Below are 19,912 nucleotides of genomic sequence, written 5' to 3' on the forward strand. Positions count from 1 at the left end.
TGCTCCGTTTTCTTTTCTTTCTTCCCCCCCCCTCCCCCCCCCCCCTCCCCCCCCCCCCCCCCCCCCCCCCCCCCCCCCCCCCCCCCCCCCGGGGCCGGGGAGGCGGCCGGCCGAGGTTGCGGAGCCGGCCAGACCGCCTGCCTTGTCAGGGCGGTCGGCAGGCGTTGCCGGGGCGGCCGGCACGCGCTGCGGGTCAATACAGCTAGGCCGTGTCCGCAAAGTCCCGCCTGCCCCGCGACGCCTGGCACGCTCCTCCACTGTCTTAAGGGCGTGGGAGGTGCCCCCACTCGCCGCACCGGACGAAGCCCCGAGTACATCCAGCACGAGGGACTCCGCCCGGCGCACCGAGAGCACGCACCAGACGCCGCGGGGCCCGCCCTCCGGGCGGACGACGGGACTTCGCGGACACGACCTAGCCCGCGAGGCCGGCCAGGTCGTCGACCGCCTGCTCGACATCCGGCAGTGTCAGCATCGCCAGCTGGGCCGACCGGGCCCGCGCCCGGGGCTCGGGATCGGCGAGGAGCTTGCGGCACACGTCGGCGATGCCGGCCGCGCTGCGGTCCGCGATGTGCCGGCCCAGGCCCAGTTCCTCCACGCGCTCGGCGTTGGCGGGCTGGTCCCCGAAGTGCGGCAGGACCGCCAGCGGCGTGCCCGTGCGCATGGCCTCACGGATGCTGTTGAAGCCGCCGTGCGTGATGAACAGGTCGACCGACTCCAGCAGCAGCGGCTGCGGCACCCGCTCGGCGACGTGGACGTGCCCGGGCAGCCCCTCGGTGTCCACCGCCAGTCCGGACGTCGACACGACCACCGTGCAGTCGTCCAGCTCGGCCGCCGCCCTCACGATCGCGCGCAGGCTCTCGCCGGCGTCCGGCAGCTTCACGGGCAGAGGCGTCTGCCCGTCCTCCATGCGTGCCCGCATCTTCGGCAGGGCGGTACCGATCGCGGCGTACACCAGCGGCCGGTCCGTGGGCAGTGCGGCGGCCCACTCCGGCAGCACCATGCCGCGCTCGACGTCCACCGTCTGCCGGTACGCCCACGTCCTGGGCAGGTGCCGGGCGAAGGAGAAGGCGGGTGGCACGTAGTCGACGCGGCCGTGCGGCACGAGGGACAGCGGGTCGTCCCGTACGGGCAGTCCCAGCTCCTCTCGCCGCTCGTTCAGCTGCGGCAGCACCTCGGCGGGATCCAGGACGTTGCTGAACCCGGAAGGCGTCGGCAACTGCGGTACGCCGAGCAGTTCGGCGGTGAGCACCGCGCCCATGTCCATACCGTCCCGCAGGATCACATCGGGCCCGAACTCCCGGGCGAGAGGGAGCAGGACGTCCAGGTGCGGCTTGATGCCCGGCCCGGCCACGTTGCGCATCAGCAGCCGTGCCAGCGCGTCCGTCGGCTCGGTCAGGTCGGGGGTGTCGCCGAGCTCGGCGAGGTACGGGCCCATCGCGGCGAGCGGATCGAACTCCGGTAAAGCGGCGGTCACCTGTACGTCGTCGTCACGGAAGACGGGGACCAGGGCCTCGGTGGTGACCACCAGCACCTGATGTCCGGCCCTGGCGAGGGCGCGCAGCAGGGGCAGCTGAGCGCGCCCGTGGGAGGGACTGCCGAGCGTGGTGCACAGAACCCGCATGGGGGTGAGCCTTTCTCTCTGGTTTCTTCTGGGACGTGTCTGCTGGGGAGGAGATGTCACGCCACCCGCGTCGGTGTCTGCGCCCGCCCGATGCCCTGCCAGTTCAGCCCGGCCCGCGCGAGCCGGTCCGGGTCCAGCAGGTTGCGGAAGTCGTGGACCTCCCGGCCGGACATCCGCGCGGCGATCGCCGCCCAGTCGAGGTCGCGCAGTTCCGGCCACTCGGTGAGGACGAGGCAGGCCGCCGCTCCCTCCGCCGCCCGCACCGGGTCGTCGACGAGGTCGACCAGATCGCTCAGATCGGGCTGCTCCTCGCGCAACGCCGGGTCGTACGCCGTGAGGTCGGCGCCGCGCTCGCGCAGCAGCCGGGCGACGGAGAGCGCGGGCGAGTCGCGCAGATCGGAGGTGCCGGCCTTGAAGGTCAGGCCGTACAAGGCGAGTCGTACACCCTGCAGAGAGCCGTCCGCGCCGTGTCCGCAGGCGGTGGCCACCCGGTCGACGAGCTGCCGCTGGTGGGTGACGTTGGTCTCGATGGTGGCGCGCAGCAGGGGGAAGTCCACGCCGGCCAGTTCGCACACGGTCAGCAGAGCGTGGGTGTCCTTGGGCAGGCAGGAGCCGCCCCAGCCGGGCCCGGGTCGCAGGAACGCGGAGCCGATGCGCGGGTCCCGGCCGATGCCCTCGGTGACATCGTTGATGTCGGCGCCGAAGCGGTCGCAGACCGTGGCCAGGTTGTTGGCGAAGGACAGCTTCATCGCGAGGAAGAAGTTCGCCGCGTACTTGGTCAGTTCGGCACTGGCGGGGTCGGTGAGCACCAGCGGCGCGTCCAGGCCGGCGTACAGGTCGGCCACGCGCCGGGCGGCGTCCCCGTCCGTGGCGCCGATGACGATCCGGTCGGGGTGCAGGAAGTCCTGGACGGCGCGGCCCTCGCGCAGGAATTCCGGGTTGCTCACCACGGCCACGTCGTCCCGGCCGAGCAGCGCGGCGACGCGCTCGCACGTTCCGACGGGCACGGTCGACTTGTTGACGACGACGCAGCCGGGCGGCAGGACGTCGCGGATCTGCGCGGCGACGGCCTCCACGGCGGCGAGATCGGCGGCGCCGCCCGCCCCCATGGGTGTGGGCAGGCACAGGAACACGACCTCGGCCTCGGCGACGGCGGCCGCGGTGTCGCCGGTGAAGTCGAGCCGGTGACCGTCCAGGGCGTCCCGGACGGTCTCGGGCAGACCGGGCTCCAGGATGTCCACCCGGGCCTCGCGCAGTCGCTCGACCTTGTGCGGGTCGGCGTCCGCGCACACCACGGAGTGTCCGAGGGAGGCCAGGCAGGCGCCTGTTGTCAGTCCGACGTAGCCGGTGCCGATCACGGTGACGCGTCGAGCAGGCACAGAGGATCACCTTTTCCGGTCGGTGGAGGTGCCCGCGTGCGACGGTCGGAGGGCGCGCGAACGCGCGCTCGATCGCGTCGTGCGGGCGGACCTGGAAGGGCCGACTCCGTCGTGCGGCCCGGGCAAGCGAGGACTCAAGTCATCAATTGTTGACCTGACAGGTATCGCACGCGGCGAGAACGTAAGTCAACGATTGATGACATCGGTCGGTGACTTTGAGACAGCCGCCGCAGACTGGAACATGGGCGGATGGCCAGAGGGCCGTGGACCACGGAGGTGCGGTACGTGACCGGAGTACACAACGGCGAGGCGGCCGAGGCGGTGGCCCGCCGGCCCGCCCACAAACGCTCGGCTTCGGCGACGCGCACCGCGCTGCGGGCCGCGGCGGCCTTCCGCTTCGGCAAGTACGGCTACGAGGGCACCAGCGTGCGCGACATCGCGGGCGACGTCGGCGTGGACGCCGCCCTCGTCTACCGCTACTTCGGCTCGAAAGAAGCGCTGTTCAACGACGTCTCGGGGACGGGCAAGATATTCGAGCCGCTGCTGGACGAGCCGGTCGAGGCGATCCCCGACTGGTTCTGCGCGCTGCTCATGGGGCCGCCGAGGGAGGGCGACTTCCCGCATCCGGTGCTGTCCGTGCTGCGTTCTTCCGGCCGGGACGAGGCGGTGGCACGGCTGCGGGCCGACTTCACGGACGTGTTCTCCCACCGGCTGGCCGCCCGCCTCGACGGCCCCGACGCCGACCTGAGGGCGGAACTCCTGGCGGCCTGGATGCTCGGCACCAGCCTGATGCGCACGGAGATACGCCCACCCGCCCTGGCGTCGGTGCCGGACGCCACGCTGGAGCGCTATCTGCGCGCGGGCATCGAGGTCCTGCTGGGTCCGGCGCCCGAAGGCGGCGACGGGACGGCCGGGGACGAGGAACGCGCCGCCGGTGACGACTGACATGAGGGGACGGCGCGGTGACGGCCCGTCAGGCAGTGGGTCAGTCCTGCGGCGCTCCAGCCGTGGGCCAGTGCTCGGGTGACGTCGCCGGCCAAGTGGTCTGAGCGCATGGAGGGGACGCCGGCCCGGGTGAAGGCCAATGTGACGCCGTCGCGGTGGTCCGCAGCGGGGCGGGGGAGAGTTCGAGCAGCGCCGGACGCGGCTGCCGGAGGTGCTGACCGTGCCCTGAGGGAGGATCTGGACAGGGTGATCCGATCGCTGGAGTGGCCGGCATGAGTCCCGCGCCCGGCATTCCGCCGGTCCCGCCGCCCAGCCGCTGCGCGAGGACGCCGAGCGCAAGGGCGAAATGGCCGCCCTCCAGATCCCGCCGCACCACCTCCATCGAGGCGAGGCGCCGACCCGGTTCCCGGATCGGCGCCTCGCGTTCACCGGGGGCTACTTCGCCGCCATCGGCGTGACGGCGAGCCGGTCGATCACCGGTGCGTACGGGGACCGCTGGTCGTACGGGTTGTAGGTGTCGCCATTGAAGTCGGGGAGTTCCTCGGCGGTGAAGGTGAGCCGGTTCGTGCCCTTCTTCAGGGTGACCGGGACGGTCAGGTCCCAGAAGTTGTTGAAGTGGAAGGTGGTCGGGAACAGCACCCGGCGGGCCGGGCCGCCGTTGACGGAGAGGTCGGCGTGGCGGGCGATCGGGTCGGGGTTGTAGTGGGTGGCGGGTGCCTGCTCGGCGTTGGAGTAGCGGATGGTCAGCGCGTGCCGCCCGGCCCTGGCGGCCACCACGTCGACCGTGAGGGCGTTGCCCGTGCCGTCGCCGATGTCCGTGACGGCCTTGCCGCTCGCGGCGAACGGGTAGGCGCCGGTGACCTTCGCCGCGCCGGTGAGCGTGCCGTTCTCGGCCTGGTAGACGGTGGGCACCAGGGTGCCCTTCGACGGGGCGACCCGCAGCCGGTCGAGGACCAGCTCGCCCGCCGTACCGGTGACGGTGATCTTGTTGATGCCGCCGGACAGGAACAGCCGGACCGTGTCCGTGCCCTTCCCGGTCCCGCCGGCCTTGGGCAGGTCGAGCTTCTCGCCGTTGAGGGCCAGGCTCGCCCTGCCGCCGCCCAAGTGGTCGACCGACACGGTCGATTCACCGTCGGCGGGGGAGTGGACCCAGAAGGTCGCGGAGGCGCCCTTCGGCAGCGGCACGGCACCGGGACCGGAGGCGCCGGGGTGGGTGTAGCCCGGCCGGGTTCCGGAGAGGGTGGCGTACTCGGCCTCGTAGATCGCCGGGGCGCTCACCTTCTCGTCGCGCAGGGACAGGTCGATCTTGTCGATGATCGCGTCCCCCTTGGTGACCCCGAGGTCGGGGTCCTGAGCGGCCAGCGTGATCCGGTGCTTGCCCGCCGTCAGCTTCACCGTCGTGTCGGTGTGGCCCCAGACCACCCACTTGTAGCCCAGCGGCAGCCTCAGTTCCTGCGGCTCCTTGCCGTCGACCCGCAGGAAGACGTTGGTCGGGCCCTGCTCCTTCACCAGGTCGTACAGGTTGTAGGAGTTGGCGAAGACGCTCAGGTCGTACGTGCCGTCCTGCGGGACTTCCACGTCGAAGGCGAGGACCCCGTCGGAGCCGGTGCGCAGACCGCCCACGTTGTAGGCGCCCGACGTGGCGAACTTGCCGACGTCGGAGGGCGTGCCCTCGGGGCCGTTCCTGGAGTAGCCCTTGCCGGTGTAGGTGGCGTTCTCCGCCTCGTACGTCTTGCGCCAGCTGACCGAAGGCGCGGCCGGCTTCCCGCCGTTGCCGCCGGGGGAGAGGATGACCTGGTAGGCGGACATCTCGTTCATGCCGGTCATCGGCAACGTCACCGAGCCGTCCGCGCCGACTGTCAGCTCCTGGTCCGCGAGCCGCAACGGCTGGGCGGAGTCGCCGACCTGGCCGGTCCAGGGGATCTCCTGGACGGTGGCGCGCACGGTCCTCCCGAACAGCTTCGGGTCGATGTGGTCGAAGACGATGTCGGCGTCGCCGCTCTTGCCGCCGAAGAGGGCCCGGGACTGCCTCTTGTCCTCGTCGAGGGTCGCCACGCCCTGGAGGGTGTACTGCTGGTTGGGGTGCGGGGCGGCCACCTCGACCGTGTGGCCGGACATCTGCCCGTAGGCGTTGAACAGCCACCACTGGCCGTTGCCCTTGTTGGCCTCCACGGCCGAGTCGTTGAGGTTGCCGTCGATGTTCCAGTACGCCAGGTCGGCGTCGATCTTCGACTCCTCGATGGCGGAGACCCACTGGACGACTTGGCCGGGCACGGACAAGTGGTAGTTGTGCCCGTACTCGTTGACGTTGACCGGCAACGGGCCGACGCCGACGTCCTTCTCCATCTGCCGGTACTTCGCCACGCTGGTGCGGACCGCGGCGGGCGACGACAGCTCGTGCCAGGTCATCACGTCCGGCACCACGTCGTTGGCCTTGGCGTACTGCAGGAAGCCCTTGACCTGGTCGTAGAGGACGCTGGTGTTGGGTCCGGCGATGCGGGCGTCCGGGTCGAGGCCCTTGATGAGGTGGTACACCTCCTTCCAGGCCGCGAAGTAGTGCTGCGGATCGGTCAGCCAGGAGACCTTGTCGTAGCTCCACTCGCCGGTCCCGAACATGTTGCCCTCGGGCTCGTTGAAGGGCACATAGACGACGTGGTCCTTGTACTCGCCCATGGTCAGGACCTGCTGGACCTGCTTCTTGATCTTCGCCTTGAAGTCCGCGAGCCGCTCGGGGCCGCTGGCGCCCGGCCACTGGTACGGGAAGCCGCGGTAGATGTCGGTCATGTAGATGTAGACGTCCTTGCCGCCCGAGTCCACGAACGGCGGCAGCATCTCCAGCGCGTCCGCTCCCGGGTGCTGCGGACCGTCCTGCGCCTTCGTCGACACCGTGCGCAGGTGCATGCCCTCGATGAGGTTGCGGCTCGGCACGCCGTCGCCGTACACGCCGTACAGCGAGCCGGCGGCGCCGCCGTGGAAGGCGCCGGTGTCGGTGGCGAGGTCGATGACGAGCCGTTCCCGCTCCACGGCCCCGGCGGTGCCCGCGGACGGGCCGGCCAGGAGCGTGGCGAGGGCGGCCGTCGCGACGGCTCCGGCCACAGTCGTTCTACTTCGTCGCACTGAGGTCTCCGTGTGTTCCGTACTGCTCGGACGCTGACTGCTCGGACGCTGAATCGGGCACTAAGGAGTCGAACCGGTTCGACCCGTCGCGTGGAAATGGGCTGCGATCCGTCCGTCATCCCTTGCGGCATGCAGAGACGGCCGGTCGTCGAACCGGTTCGCAGGAAGCTAGCACCGGCGAAATCTGCCAGCAATACCCCTGTCGCAGGACAAGAAGTGCTGTGCGGGGTGTTGACAGGCGTGCGGGCAGTTCTTAGCTTCACTTCACGCGAACCGGTTCGACGCTCGCCGGTTCGACAGCCCACGCGAGGAGTCGCCCGTGAACATCGGTGAGATCGCCCGGCGGGCCGGTGTCTCGCGGAGCACCGTGTCGTACGCGCTGAGCGGCAAACGTCCGGTGTCGGACGGGACCCGCCGGAAGATCCAGGACGTCATCGACGAACTGGGCTACCGGCCCAACGCCAGCGCACGCGCCCTGGCCAACGGCCGGACCAGCACGATCGGCCTGGTCTTCCCGCCCGCCGGGAACCACTACACCGGCATGCAGCTGGACTTCATCGGCAGTGTCGTCGAAGCCGCCGCGGCCCACGACTACGACGTGCTGCTGTCCCCGAGCGGCGTGGACAGCGACCGCTCGTTCCAGCGGCTGCTGGGGGAGCGGCGGGTCGACGGCGCGATCCTGATGGAGATCCGGCTGGAGGACGACCGGGTCGACCACCTGGCCGCCCTGGACTTCCCGGCCGTCGCCATCGGCCGCACCGCGCACCCGGAGAGGGGCTGGTGGGTGGGCCTGGACCACACCGCACTGGCGGCGGCCTGCGTGCACCACCTCGCGGACCTCGGTCATCGCCGGGTCGCCTTCGTCAACCGGCCGGAGCAGCTCCTGCGGGCGGGGTACGAGTCCGCGCACCGGGGGCTGGACGGCTTCACCAAGGCGGCGGCCGAGCGCGGGCTCACGGTGCGGACGTACTGCTGCGGGGACGACGCCGCGTCCGGCCAGGCGTGCCTGGAACAGATCCTGCACGACGATCCGGCGACGACGGCCCTGGTCACGCTGAACGAAGCCGCCCTCGGCGGCCTCTACCGAGGGCTCTCCCGGGCGGGCCGTCACGTGCCGCGGGACTTCTCCGTCACCGGAGTCGTCGCCGGCCGGTGGGCGGAGACGGTGACCCCGCAGCTCACCGCGGCGGACGTACCCGCCGAGGAGATGGGCCGCCGCGCCGTCGACCTGCTCATCGAACGGCTCGACCACCCCGGCGCGCCGCCTCGCCACCACCTTCTCGCACCGCCCATCTCGCTGCGGGCGAGCACCGGGCCTGCCGGCGGTACGCCCCCCGCCTGACCCTCGATCCCTCCTCGCACTCTCCTCACTTCACCCGGCACCACGCCGCCCCTCGGCGTACCCGCACACCCTTGTCACCCCGCCCACCGCACCCGTATGCCAAGAACGAAGGACCCGCCATGCACAGCTCCCCCAGACGGCTCCTGGCCGCCGTGGCCCTGTCCACCGTCGCCGCCGTCGTCGGCACCGCCTGTTCCTCCGGCGCGGGCAGCGCCGACGCCAAGGACGCCGACAGCGGCACCTACACGATCTGGGACCCGTACCCGCAGTTCGCCAAGGGCTCGGCCTGGACGAAGCTGCTCGACAAGTGCGGCACCCAGGCCGGCGTGAAGATCCAGCGGACCGGCTTCGACACCAGCGACCTGGCCAACAAGACGCTGCTCGCGGCCCAGCAGGGCAACTCCCCGGACGTCCTGATCGTCGACAACCCCGTCGTCTCGACCCTGGCCGAGGCGGGCGTGCTCACCACGACCGACGAGAACAAGCTGGACACCTCCAAGGTCGACCCCAACCTGCTCGCGGCCGGCCAGTCGGGCGGCAAGACGTACGGCACCCCCATCGGCGCCAACACCCTCGCCCTCTACTACAACAAGAAGGTGCTGAAGGAAGCCGGGGTGGACATCGCCTCGGTCAAGGACTGGAAGTCGCTGACGGCGGCTCTGCAGAAGGTCAAGAAGGCGGGCAAGAAGGGCATCACCTTCTCGGCGATCGGCACCGAGGAGGGCAGCTTCCAGTTCCTGCCCTGGTTCTGGGGCGCGGGCGCCGAACTGACCGGACTCGACTCCGCCCAGGCCGTGTCCGCGCTGTCGCTGTGGCAGGACTGGCTGAAGCAGGGCTATGCCCCCAACTCGGTCATCAACAACACCCAGACGACCAGCTGGCAGGAGTTCGCCGGCGGCGACTACGCCTTCGCCGAGAACGGCACCTGGCAGCTCGCGGGCGCCGAGAAGGCCGGCTTCGACTACGGTGTCCTGCCGATCCCGGGCTCCGGCGGGGGCCACGCCGCCGCCCCGACCGGCGGTGAGTTCGTCACCCTCCCGGTCCAGGAGGACACCGGCCGGTACACCACCTCGCAGAAGCTGGCAACCTGCCTGACCAGCACCCAGAACCTGTACGACACCGACACCACCCTGTCCTACGTGGCCCCCACCGGCGAGGTCCAGGACAAGCAGGTGGCGGCGAACCCCGCACTGAAGCCCTGGGTCGACGCGGTCAAGTCGGCCAAGGGACGCACCAGCGGCGGCCTCGGCACCAAGTACCCCAAGATCTCGGAGCAGTTGTGGAAGGCGGTCCAGTCCGCCCTCAGCGGGTCCAAGTCGCCCAAGGACGCGCTGACGTCGGCGCAGGCCGCGGTCAAGTGACATGGGCCCGATGAAGCAGACGGCACATCCGCCGGACCACCGGCCCGTGCGCACCCCGACCGGGCCTGCGGTGGTCTCCGACCCGCCGCCGGCCCGCCCCGGGACACGACGCCGTCCGGCCTCCCAGCAATGGGCCGCCTGGGCGTTCCTCACCCCGGTGACCCTCTACCTCGTCCTCTTCTACGCCTATCCGCTCTACCGCAACCTCGACCTGAGCCTGCGCGACTACACGGTCCGCTCCTTCGTCCAGGGCAACGCGCCCTTCACGGGACTGGAGAACTACGGCAAGGTCCTCGACGACCCCACCTTCGCCCCGGCCCTGCTCCACACCATGGTGTTCACCGCCGTGTGCCTGGTCTTCCAGTACGCCATCGGCCTGGCCCTCGCGGTCTTCTTCCACCAGCACTTCCGGCTGTCGGCGACCCTGCGGGCCCTGTTCCTGGTGCCCTGGCTGCTTCCGCTGATCGTGTCGGCCTCCACCTGGTCGTGGATGCTCAACAGCGACTCCGGCATCGTCAACGCCCTGCTGAGTGCCGTCGGGATCGCCCCGGTGAACTGGCTGACCTCACCGACCTGGTCACTGACCTCGGTGATCATCGCCAACATCTGGATCGGCGTCCCCTTCAACCTGGTCGTGCTCCACAGCGGCCTCCAGTCCATCCCCACCAGCCTGTACGAGGCGGCGGCACTGGACGGGGCGAACGCCTGGCACCGCTTCTGGCGCATCACCTTCCCGCTGCTGCGCCCGGTGTCCGCGATCACCCTGCTCCTGGGTCTCGTCTACACACTCAAGGTCTTCGACATCATCTGGATCATGACCAAGGGCGGCCCGGCGGACTCGTCCACCACCTTCGCCACCTGGTCCTACCAGCTCGGCTTCGGCAACCTCCTGCCCGCCTTCGGCCCCGGAGCGGCCGTCGGCAACCTGCTCGTCGTCGCCGCTGTGGTGTTCGGCCTCGTCTACATCCGGGTCCAGCGAAAGCAGGCGCTGTCATGAAACGAAGCACCGGCCGTTCGTGGTGGAAGACGGCCATCGGTCTGCTGCTGACCGGGGTCATGCTCTTCCCCGTCTACTGGATGCTCAACGTCTCCCTCACCCGCGACCAGGACATGCGCAAGAGCCCGCCGGACCTGCTGCCGCTGCACGGCACCCTGGCCGGCTACCGCACCGTCCTGGACGAGCAGTCGCCCTACCTCGCGACCAGCCTGGTCATCGGCCTGGGCACGGTCGTCCTGACCGTGGCGCTGGCCGCTCCCGCCGGCTACGCCCTGGCCAAACTGCGCCCGCGCGGCGGCGGTCTGCTCGGCTTCCTCTTCCTGGTCGCCCAGATGATCCCCGGCATCATCATGGCGATGGGCTTCTACGCGATCTACCTCCAGCTCGGCCTGCTCCGGTCCGTGCCCGGCCTGATCGTCGCCGACTCCACCCTGGCCGTCCCGTTCGCGGTGCTCATCTTCACGGCGTTCATGTCCGGCATCCCCGGCGAACTGCTGCAGGCCGCGACGATGGACGGCGCCGGGCCCCTGACCACCTTCCGGTCCATCGTCCTGCCGATGAGCCGGAACGCCGTCGTCACGGTGTCGTTGTTCGCGTTCCTGTGGTCGTGGTCCGACTTCGTCTTCGCCGGCACCCTCGTCAACGGCGGCGCCCACGAGCCGATCACCCTCGGCATCTACCACTACATCGGCAACAACAACCAGGAGTGGAACGCCATCATGGCGACCGCCGTCGTGGCCTCGCTGCCCGCCGCGGTGATCCTCGTCCTGGCCCAGCGCTACGTCGCCGCCGGCGTGACCGCCGGTGCCGTCAAGGACTGACCTCCCGCGGACCTTCCCTTCTGCCGACGCTCCCTGCTCCCGCCGACGATCCCTGCTCGAGAAACGAGTCACGCCTCCATGACCGCCGCCCCGTCGTCCGGACCCGCCTTCTCCGTCCACGACATCCCGTTCAGCACGTTCGGATCCTGGTTCGGCATCTCACCCGTGGTGGCGGAGAAAACGTACGCCGAGGACCTCCACCTCGTCTCTCACCAGAACGGCATGCACGCCGTCCTCCGCCTCGTCCCCCTGGACCCGGCGACCGGCGAGCGCGCCGGGCCCCGTGTCGAGGCGACACCGGGCCTGCTCAGCTGGGTCGGCCCGGCCGGGCGCGTCGACCTCGCCTACGAGTCGCCGGACACCGCGCGCCTGCGGGGCAGCGGCCTGGACATCGGAGTCTTCGCGTCCGCGCGGGTCCTGACGCCGTTCAGCGGGACGTACTTCTTCCACGACCCGGCGGCGGACGCCCACGTGTTCACCTCGTACGAGACGGGACGCCGCTACCGCGTCACCCTCCTGTCCGGCCGCATCGCCCACACCGCCGGAGACCAGGCCCTGGGCGGCGGCGACCGCGGCCTCGCCGTGGCCGCGGCGGCGGACGGCGAGTGGGAGATCGCCGTCGAGGAACTCGACACCGCTCGCCCGCCCTACGCGTCCTCGTCCGCCTTCGGCGAGATCGTGGCGGCGGCCCGCGGATCCTTCGCGGGCTTCGTGGACGCGGTGGCCCCCTGGCGCTCGTCCGCCACCCCTGCCGCCGAACTCGCCGCCTACGTCCTCTGGTCGGCGACCGTACGCCCGGCCGGACTCGTCTCCCGGCCCGCCGTCCTCATGTCCAAGCACTGGATGGACAAGGTCTGGAGCTGGGACCACTGTTTCAACGCCCTGGCCCTGGCCCCGGGCCGTCCCGAACTGGCCGTGGACCAGTTCGCCCTGCCCTTCGACCACCAGGACGGCAGCGGAGCGCTGCCCGACTCGGTCACCCACTCCGAGGTCCTCCACAACTTCGTCAAACCGCCCATCCACGGCTGGACGTCGGGCCGTCTGCGCCGACGGCTGCCGGTGCCTCCCGGCCGGGCGGAACTGGCCGAGACGTACGACCGGCTGGAACGCTGGACGCACTTCTGGCTCAGCGCACGACGCGTACCCGGCGCCGCCCTGCCCCACTACCAGCACGGCAACGACAGCGGCTGGGACAACGCCACCACCTTCGACCCCGAGCGGGTGGTCGTCACCGCCGACCTGGCCGCCTTCCTCGTCCTCCAACTCCACGAACTCGCCGCCCTGGCTGTGGAATTGGACAAGCCGGACGAAGCGAGCCGGTGGACCCGCACGGCCCGCGAGATCCAGTCGGCGCTGCTGGACGAGCTCTGGACCGGCGAACGGTTCGTCGCCCGGGGAGCCACCACCGGGCACACCTGGAGCAGCTCCAGCCTCCTCGACCTGATGCCCATCGTGCTGGGCGAGCACCTGCCCGGCGAGGTCGGCAGCGCGCTGGCCGACCACATCAAGGCCCATCTGACCCCGTACGGTCTCGCCACCGAACTGCCCACCTCACCGCACTATCTCTCCGACGGCTACTGGCGCGGCCCCGTCTGGGCCCCCGCCACCGTCCTCATCGAGGACGGCCTGCGCCGCGCAGGCCACGACCGGCTCGCCGACGACATCAGTGCCCGCTTCCGCGCCCTGTGCGAGACCCACGGCTTCGCCGAGAACTTCGACGCCCTCACGGGCACGGGTCTGCGCGACCGCGCCTACACCTGGACCGCCGCGAGCTACCTCCTCCTCGCCGAAGCACACGCACACCGGGGCCGCCACTGACCGTGCGTCACGGCAGCGGATGCAGCGCCGCCAAGTCGGCAGCCCCGCGGCCCGTGACGATCGACTCCGCCAGCAGCTTGCCGTTGAGGGGCCCAGGGCGATGCCCCACATGCCGTGGCCGCCGCAGACGTGGACACGGGGCGAGCGGGTCGGGCCGACCAGGGCGTCGACCCGCGAGGAGAGTGCGGGTTCCCCCGCGCGCACCCCGGCGCCGGTGAGCAGGTCGTAATCGACCTCCTGCCCCGCCGCGCGCACCGCGTCCAGGTCCGCCACGAGTAGTGCCCAGCTCCTGGTCCGTGTCAGCGCGCCGTCGGTGAGGGGCTGTCCTTGGGGCCGGCGCACGTGGCGGCGCTCAGTCCTCGTAACGGGGTGTCCACTGCGCCTGCGCCACTGCCTTGCGCAGTTCCTCCTCCGTCGCCTGCGGAGCGACCCCGTCCTCGACGGCGGCGAGAGCCGCCGCCAGGGCGATCTCGCGAGCGGACTCGCGCATCCCGTTCAGGGGCGGCAGCAGCGGCACGGGACCGTCGCCGCCGCGCGCCGCCCGTACCGCGCACTCGGCGACGGCCCGGGCGGCGGCCACCATCATCCGGTCGGTGACGCGCGTGGCCCGGCTCGCCGTCACCGCGAGCCCCATGGCCGGGAAGACGTACACGTTGTTCGACTGCGCCACCGGCACCTCGTGCCCGTCCACCGTCAGCGGCGGGAAGGGCGAGCCGGTGGCGATCAGCGCCCGGCCGTCGGTCCAGCGGGTGAGGTCCGCCGGATCGGCCTCGGAGTGGGAAGTGGGGTTCGAGAGCGGGAAGATGACGGGCCGTTCGCAGGTCGAGCCCATCTGCCGCACGATCTCCTCGGTGAACGCGCCGTGAGCCGTCGACAGCCCGATGAGCGCCGTCGGCCCGACACGGCGCACCACCTCGGCCAGGCCGGTGCCGTCCCAGCCGTTCACCTCGTCGTCGTCGCGCGCGAACATCCGCTGCTGCGGCGTCAGTTCCGAGCGCGAGCGCACCAGCAGACCGTCGACGTCCAGGATCCAGAACCGTGCCGTCGCCTCGTCCTCGGACAGGCCCTCCTCGATCATGGCCGTCCGGATCATGTCGGCGACACCGATGGCGGCCGACCCCGCACCCAGGATCACCAGGCGCTGCTCGGACAGCGGAGTGCCGGACACGTTCGCGGCCGTGGACAGGGCGCCGAGCGTGACGGCCGCCGTGCCCTGGATGTCGTCGTTGAAGGTGAGCAGCCGGTCCCGGTAGCGGGTGAGGATCGGGTACGCGTGGGCGGTGGCGAAGTCCTCCCACTGCAGCAGCGTTCCGGGCAGCTCCGCCTCCACCGCCGCGACGAACGCCTCGATCATCTCGTCGTAGTCGGCGCCGGTCAGCCTGCGGTCGCGCCGGCCGAGGTAGCGCGGGTTGCCGAGCAGGTCCTCGTTGTCGGTGCCGACGTCCAGCAGGATCGGCAGGGTGCGGGCGGGGTGGATGCCGCCGATCGCCGTGTAGAGACTGAGCTTGCCGATCGGGATGCCCATCCCGCCGACGCCCTGGTCGCCCAGGCCGAGGATGCGCTGCCCGTCGGTGACGACGATGACGTCCACGTCCTCGTCCCGGTGCGGGCGGTTGCGCAGGATGTCCCGGAAGCGGTGCCGGTCCTCCCACGTCAGGAACAGCCCGCGCGGCCTCCGGTAGATCTCGCTGAATCGCTGACAGGCCTCGCCCACCGTCGGCGTGTAGACGACGGGCAGCAGTTCCTCCAGGTACTCGGTGACCAGCCGGTAGAAGAGCACCTCGTTGGTGTCCTGGAGCTGGCGCAGGTAGATGTGCCGGTTGAGGGGCTTGTCGTAGCCGTGGAACGCCTCGTAGGCGCGGGCGACCTGCTCGTCCAGGGTCTCCACGGCGGGCGGCAGCAGCCCGTCGATGCCGAGCTCGGCGCGCTCCTGCCGGCTGAAGGCGGTGCCCTTGTTGACGAGCGGGTCGGCCAGGGTGGTGAGGGCGGGGCTGGTGGTCGTGCGGTGGTGCTGGGACTTGTTCATGGGGTGACGCCTTCCCTGGACTCACCGGTTCGTGCAGGCGAATTGCGCTGTTCGGCCGATGGCCGTGCCGGTTCTCGGCGCACCGATGAGTTCCGGCGCCTCGCCCGGTCCACCTCTCCGTAAGGCGTACCGAGCCCAACACCGAGCAGGAGAAGGCGACATGAGCGTGACGACCCCTCAGACGCAGACCCGGACCGACGCCCGGCCCACCACCGGCTTCCTCTCCACGCGCCCCGTATGGCTGGTGGGCGTCCTGGCGACGCTCGCCGGTGCCGTCGTGACCGAGGCCTTCGCGCTCGTCGCCCGGGCCGCGGGAGTCCCGATGGAGGCGGCCAGCCCCGGGGCCGAGGAGGCCGCGGAGATCCCCGTCGGCGGCTTCGGCGGCGGCGTGGTGTTCTGGTCGGTCGCCGGGATCGTCCTGGCGGTGGTGCTGGCTCGCTGGGCCAAGCAGCCCGCCCGGACCTTCACCGTGACCACCGTCGCCCTCACCGCACTCTCCCTCGCCGGCCCGGCCGTCGCCCCGCACACGGCCACGTCCACCCAGATCGTCCTCGCCGTGTCGCACGTCGTGGCCGCCGCGGTGATCATCCCCCTGGTGGCACGGCGGCTGTCCCACGTGCAGAGGTGACGCCCTCGACCCCCACGATCCCGGCACCGGCCCGTCGCGCTCACCGCGGACGGGCCGTCGTCGTGTGCCACGCGACGGCCCCGAACGGCCCAACGGCATTGCGCCGGAGGAGGCGATCGGGGATGAGCGGTGTGACCGTGGTGGAAGGGATGCGTGCGCACCACCTGGATGCGTGCGCACCACCTGGATGCGTGTGAGCCCCTGAACACGTGTGCACACCCGGACGAGGAGACGCGATGGCGGAGGGACTGACCGAGGGCGGCACGACGCGCGCTGCCACCGGAGGTGGCGACGACGTGCCCCCGGGCAGGACCCCGGACGCCTTCGAGCAGGTGAGCGCCGTCGCCGACGCCGTCCTGTACGAGGGCTACCTCCTCTACCCCTACCGCCGGTCCTCGGCCAAGAACCGCGTCCGATGGCAGTTCGGGGTCCTGTTCCCGAGGGGCTGGGTCGAGGCGGACGGCCCCGTGGTCCCCGGAGTCTCCGGCAGCGCCGACTCCTGGTACCAGCAGACCGAGTGCCTGCTGAGGATCCGGCAGCCCGGCAGCGCGTCCGTACGTGTGCGGATCCGTCACCTCCAGATGCAGCGCAAGCAGGTGGAGGAGACCCGGGAGGGCCGTCATCACGCCGTCGCGTCACTGCGCACCGCCGACGGCACGACGCATCTGACCTTCGACGAGGCCGTGCCGCGTGACCACGAGGTCGAGGTCCTGCTCGACGAGCTCCTTCAGGGCGGACGCACCGTTCCCGTGGTCGCGCCGGCCGGCGTGGACGTCGAACCGCTGCCCGGTGAGGCCGGGCGGGTGGTGCGGCACCGCGACGAGGTGCGAGCCGACACCACCGTCACCGCCGAGCGACTCTCGGACGACCTCTGCCGGCTCCGCGTGTGCACCACGAACAGCGGGCCCGCACCGGAACCGCGGACCGCTCGGGACCAGGCACTGCGCCGCGCCCTCATCGCCACCCACACCCTCATCGGCGGCGACGGCGTGGAGTTCGTCTCGCTGACCGACCCGCCGACGGACCTGCGTGAACTCGCCCGCTCATGCCGGAACGAGTTCACCTTCCCCGTCCTCGGCGACGCCGACGGCCACGTCCTGCTCTCCGCGCCGATCATCCTGCCCGACCACCCTCAGGTGGCCCCCGAGAGCCCGGGCGATCTGCACGACGCCGCCGAGATCGACGAGATCCTCACACTGCGTACGATGCTGCTGACCGACGAGGAGAAGCGCGAGGCACGGGCCACCGACCCGCGGGCGGCCGCGATCCTCGACCGCGTCGACACGATGCCGCAGGAGGTCTTCGAACGCCTGCACGGCGCCGTCCGCTCCCTGACACCGGTTGCCGCGGCGCCCCCGGCACCCGGGGTTGCCGTCCCCGGGGCCTCGCCGCTCGTGGCTGCCGGGCCCGGGTCCCTGGCGCCCGCGGTTGCCGCGTCCGGGACGTCGGCGCCCCGGACTACCGCGCCCGCGACCTCGGCGCCCGCGCTCGGGGTTGCCGTCCCCGGGGCTTCGGGGCCACGTGCTGCCGCGCCCGCGACCTCGGTGCCCGCGGCTGTCGCGCCCGCGACCTCGGCCACCGGGGCTGCCGTCCCCTGGGCTCCGGCGCTCGGGGGTGTCGCGCCCGGGTCCCCGGCACCCGCGGTTGCCGCGTCCGGGACGTCGGCGCCCCGGACTACCGCGCCCGCGACCTCGGCGCCCGCGCTCGGGGCTGCCGTCCCCGGGGCTTCGGCGCCACGTGCTGCCGCTCCCGCGACTTCGGGGCCCGGGGCTGCCGCGCCCGCGACCTCGGCCACCGGGGCTGCCGTCCCCTGGGCTCCGGCGCTCGGGGGTGTCGCGCCCGGGTCCCCGGCACCCGCGGTTGCCGCGTCCGGGACCTCGGCGCCCCGGATTGCCGCGCCCGCGACCTCGGCGCCAGCGCTCGGGGTTGCCGTCCCTGAGGCTTCGGGGCCACGTGCTGCCGCTCCCGCGACTTCGGTGCCCGCGGCTGTCGCGCCCGCGACCTCGGCCACCGGGGCTGCCGTCCCCTGGGCTCCGGCGCTCGGGGGTGTCGCGCCCGGGTCCCTGGCGCCCGCGGTTGCCGCGTCCGGGACGTCGGCGCCCGCGGTTGCCGCGCCCGCGACCTCGGCGCCCGCGCTCGGGGCTGCCGTCCCCGGGGCTTCGGCGCCACGTGCTGCCGCGCCCGCGACTTCGGGGCCCGGGGCTGCCGCGCCCGCGACCTCGGGGCCCGGGAGTGCATTCCCCACGACCCCGGCGCCCGGCGCCGCGTCCCCGGGGGCGGAGCCGGACGCGACTGGCGCCGCGGCGACCCCCGCCTCCGCGCGCCCCGCCCCCACCGACCGCCCCACCTGGTGGCAGGAGGGTGCCGATGACGGGCTCTCCCCGGTCACCGACACCGTGCTCGTCGACGGTGTCCCGCTCGGTGGTGGCAGCCGCGTCCGGCTGCGGCCCCGGGGACGCGGCGCCGACGCTCAGGACATGTTCCTGGCCGGCCGTACCGCCGAGGTCGCGGCCGTCTTCCACGACGTGGACGGCAGCGTGCATCTCGCCGTCACGCTCGACGACGACCCCGCGGCCGAACTGCACGCCTGGTACGGCCGTTTCCACTACTTCCGGCCCGACGAGCTCGAACCCCTCGAACCCGCCGGATCCCCGGACGAGCCGTCGGCACCGGCTCCCGCCGCAACCCCCTCGCGGCACACGACCGACTCCGAGACCCCCGCAGCGGAGGCCGAGTGATGACCACGCACAGCAGTACCACCGAAGTCAGCAAGGAACCCGACCGTTCCGAGGAACGGCAGGGCATGGAGGAGATCCACATCCTCTGGATCTCCGAAGGCATGAGCTGCGACGGCGACACCGTCTCCCTCACCGCCGCCGGCCAGCCCTCCATCGAGGACCTGGTGCTCGGACTGATCCCGGGCCTGCCCAAGGTGAACCTCGTCAACAAGGTGCTCTCTCCGAGCCTGGGCGGCGAGGACTTCCTCGCCCCCTACCGGGCGGCCGTACGCGGCGAACTCGGCCCGTTCATCCTCGTCATCGAGGGCTCCGTCCCCAATCAGAACATCATCGAGGGCGACGGCTACTGGACCTCCTTCGGCAACGACCCGGAGACCGGCGAGCCGCAGACCCTCAACTGGTGGATCGACCAACTGGCCCCCAAGGCTTGGGCGGTGGTCGCCGCCGGCACCTGCGCCACCTTCGGCGGCATCCACGCCATGTCCGGCAACCCCACCGGCTGCATGGGCCTGGCCGACTACCTGGGCTGGGACTTCACCTCCCTGGGCGGCCTGCCGATCGTCAACGTGCCCGGCTGCCCGATCCAGCCCGAGAACTTCATGGAGACCCTGGTCTGGGTCCTCTATCACGCGGCGGGCTCCGCACCCCCGCCCCCGCTGGACCACATGCTGCGACCGCAGTGGCTGTTCGGGAAGACGGTCCACGAGGGCTGCGACCGCGGCGCGTACTACGAGCAGGCCAGCTTCGCCAAGGACTACAACTCGCCCAAGTGCCTGGTGAAGACGGGCTGCTGGGGCCCGGTCGTCAACTGCAACGTGCCCAAGCGCGGCTGGATGGCCGGCATCGGCGGCTGCCCCAACGTCGGCGGCATCTGCATCGGCTGCACGATGCCCGGCTTCCCCGACGCGTTCATGCCGTTCATGGACGAACCCCCCGGCGGAACCCTGTCGTCCCTGGCCATCAAGCCGTACGGGGCCGTCATCCGCCGCCTGCGCGGCATGACCAACGAACTGGTCAACCACGAGCCCAGGTGGCGCCACAACAAGCGCAAGCTGACCAGCGGTTACGACCCGCACTGGCGCCCCTGATGAGACCCGCGACCCATCCCACCACCGACAG

At 71.7% G+C, this 19,912-nt stretch carries 13 protein-coding genes; 9 read left to right on the forward strand and 4 right to left on the reverse strand.

Going from position 1 to position 19,912, the window contains the following annotated elements; all coding sequences use genetic code 11:
- Positions 1-412: 412 nt before the first annotated feature.
- Together AC07F0_RS36290 and AC07F0_RS36295 are read right to left on the reverse strand one after the other, a co-directional pair.
- Positions 413-1,621 carry a glycosyltransferase gene (locus AC07F0_RS36290; protein ID WP_478984230.1) on the reverse strand — a complete coding sequence of 403 codons (1,209 nt, stop codon included), beginning with the start codon at positions 1,619-1,621 and terminating at the stop codon, positions 413-415.
- Between the two features lie 56 nt (positions 1,622-1,677).
- Positions 1,678-3,000: a UDP-glucose dehydrogenase family protein gene (locus AC07F0_RS36295; protein ID WP_478984232.1), complete on the reverse strand. Its 1,323-nt coding sequence runs from the start codon at positions 2,998-3,000 to the stop codon at positions 1,678-1,680.
- 285 nt (positions 3,001-3,285) lie between these two features.
- On the opposite strand from AC07F0_RS36295, the gene AC07F0_RS36300 reads away from it, so the two are divergent.
- Complete coding sequence (locus tag AC07F0_RS36300) at positions 3,286-3,945, forward strand: TetR/AcrR family transcriptional regulator (protein ID WP_478984234.1); 660 nt, start codon at positions 3,286-3,288, stop codon at positions 3,943-3,945.
- A 435-nt stretch (positions 3,946-4,380) separates the two neighbouring features.
- Here the strand turns inward: AC07F0_RS36300 and AC07F0_RS36305 are convergent, their stop codons facing one another.
- Positions 4,381-7,041, reverse strand: a complete 2,661-nt coding sequence (locus AC07F0_RS36305) for a cellulosome protein (protein WP_478984236.1) — start codon at positions 7,039-7,041, stop codon at positions 4,381-4,383.
- 340 nt (positions 7,042-7,381) lie between these two features.
- Here AC07F0_RS36305 and AC07F0_RS36310 point away from each other — a divergent pair, with 340 nt between their 5' ends.
- The 5 genes from AC07F0_RS36310 to AC07F0_RS36330 all read left to right on the forward strand — a co-directional run bounded on the left by AC07F0_RS36310 (position 7,382) and on the right by AC07F0_RS36330 (position 13,401).
- Positions 7,382-8,404, forward strand: coding sequence for a LacI family DNA-binding transcriptional regulator (locus AC07F0_RS36310; RefSeq protein ID WP_478984238.1), 1,023 nt, complete (start codon positions 7,382-7,384; stop codon positions 8,402-8,404).
- A gap of 119 nt (positions 8,405-8,523) precedes the next feature.
- Positions 8,524-9,765: a sugar ABC transporter substrate-binding protein gene (locus AC07F0_RS36315; RefSeq protein ID WP_478984240.1), complete on the forward strand. Its 1,242-nt coding sequence runs from the start codon at positions 8,524-8,526 to the stop codon at positions 9,763-9,765.
- 10 nt (positions 9,766-9,775) lie between these two features.
- On the forward strand, positions 9,776-10,762 hold the full coding sequence (locus tag AC07F0_RS36320; RefSeq protein WP_478984241.1) for a carbohydrate ABC transporter permease: 987 nt from the start codon (positions 9,776-9,778) through the stop codon (positions 10,760-10,762).
- Positions 10,759-11,583, forward strand: a complete 825-nt coding sequence (locus AC07F0_RS36325) for a carbohydrate ABC transporter permease (protein ID WP_478984243.1) — start codon at positions 10,759-10,761, stop codon at positions 11,581-11,583. Before AC07F0_RS36320 ends, AC07F0_RS36325 begins: the two co-directional genes overlap by 4 nt.
- A 78-nt stretch (positions 11,584-11,661) precedes the next feature.
- Positions 11,662-13,401, forward strand: coding sequence for an amylo-alpha-1,6-glucosidase (locus AC07F0_RS36330; RefSeq protein ID WP_478984244.1), 1,740 nt, complete (start codon positions 11,662-11,664; stop codon positions 13,399-13,401).
- A gap of 352 nt (positions 13,402-13,753) precedes the next feature.
- On the opposite strand, the gene AC07F0_RS36335 is transcribed toward AC07F0_RS36330, so the two are convergent.
- Positions 13,754-15,427 carry an NAD-dependent malic enzyme gene (locus AC07F0_RS36335; RefSeq protein WP_478984246.1) on the reverse strand — a complete coding sequence of 558 codons (1,674 nt, stop codon included), beginning with the start codon at positions 15,425-15,427 and terminating at the stop codon, positions 13,754-13,756.
- Between the two features lie 160 nt (positions 15,428-15,587).
- Between AC07F0_RS36335 and AC07F0_RS36340 the strand changes: the two genes are divergently transcribed.
- The 3 genes from AC07F0_RS36340 (at position 15,588) to AC07F0_RS36350 (ending at position 19,881) form a co-directional block, all read left to right on the forward strand.
- Positions 15,588-16,055: a DUF6069 family protein gene (locus tag AC07F0_RS36340; protein WP_478984248.1), complete on the forward strand. Its 468-nt coding sequence runs from the start codon at positions 15,588-15,590 to the stop codon at positions 16,053-16,055.
- A gap of 236 nt (positions 16,056-16,291) precedes the next feature.
- On the forward strand, positions 16,292-18,793 hold the full coding sequence (locus tag AC07F0_RS36345) for a hypothetical protein (RefSeq protein WP_478984250.1): 2,502 nt from the start codon (positions 16,292-16,294) through the stop codon (positions 18,791-18,793).
- On the forward strand, positions 18,793-19,881 hold the full coding sequence (locus AC07F0_RS36350) for an NADH-quinone oxidoreductase subunit B family protein (protein WP_478984251.1): 1,089 nt from the start codon (positions 18,793-18,795) through the stop codon (positions 19,879-19,881). Before AC07F0_RS36345 ends, AC07F0_RS36350 begins: the two co-directional genes overlap by 1 nt.
- The last annotated feature ends 31 nt before the right edge of the window (positions 19,882-19,912 follow it).

The sequence above is a fragment of the Streptomyces sp. NPDC045955 genome (genome assembly GCF_056430805.1).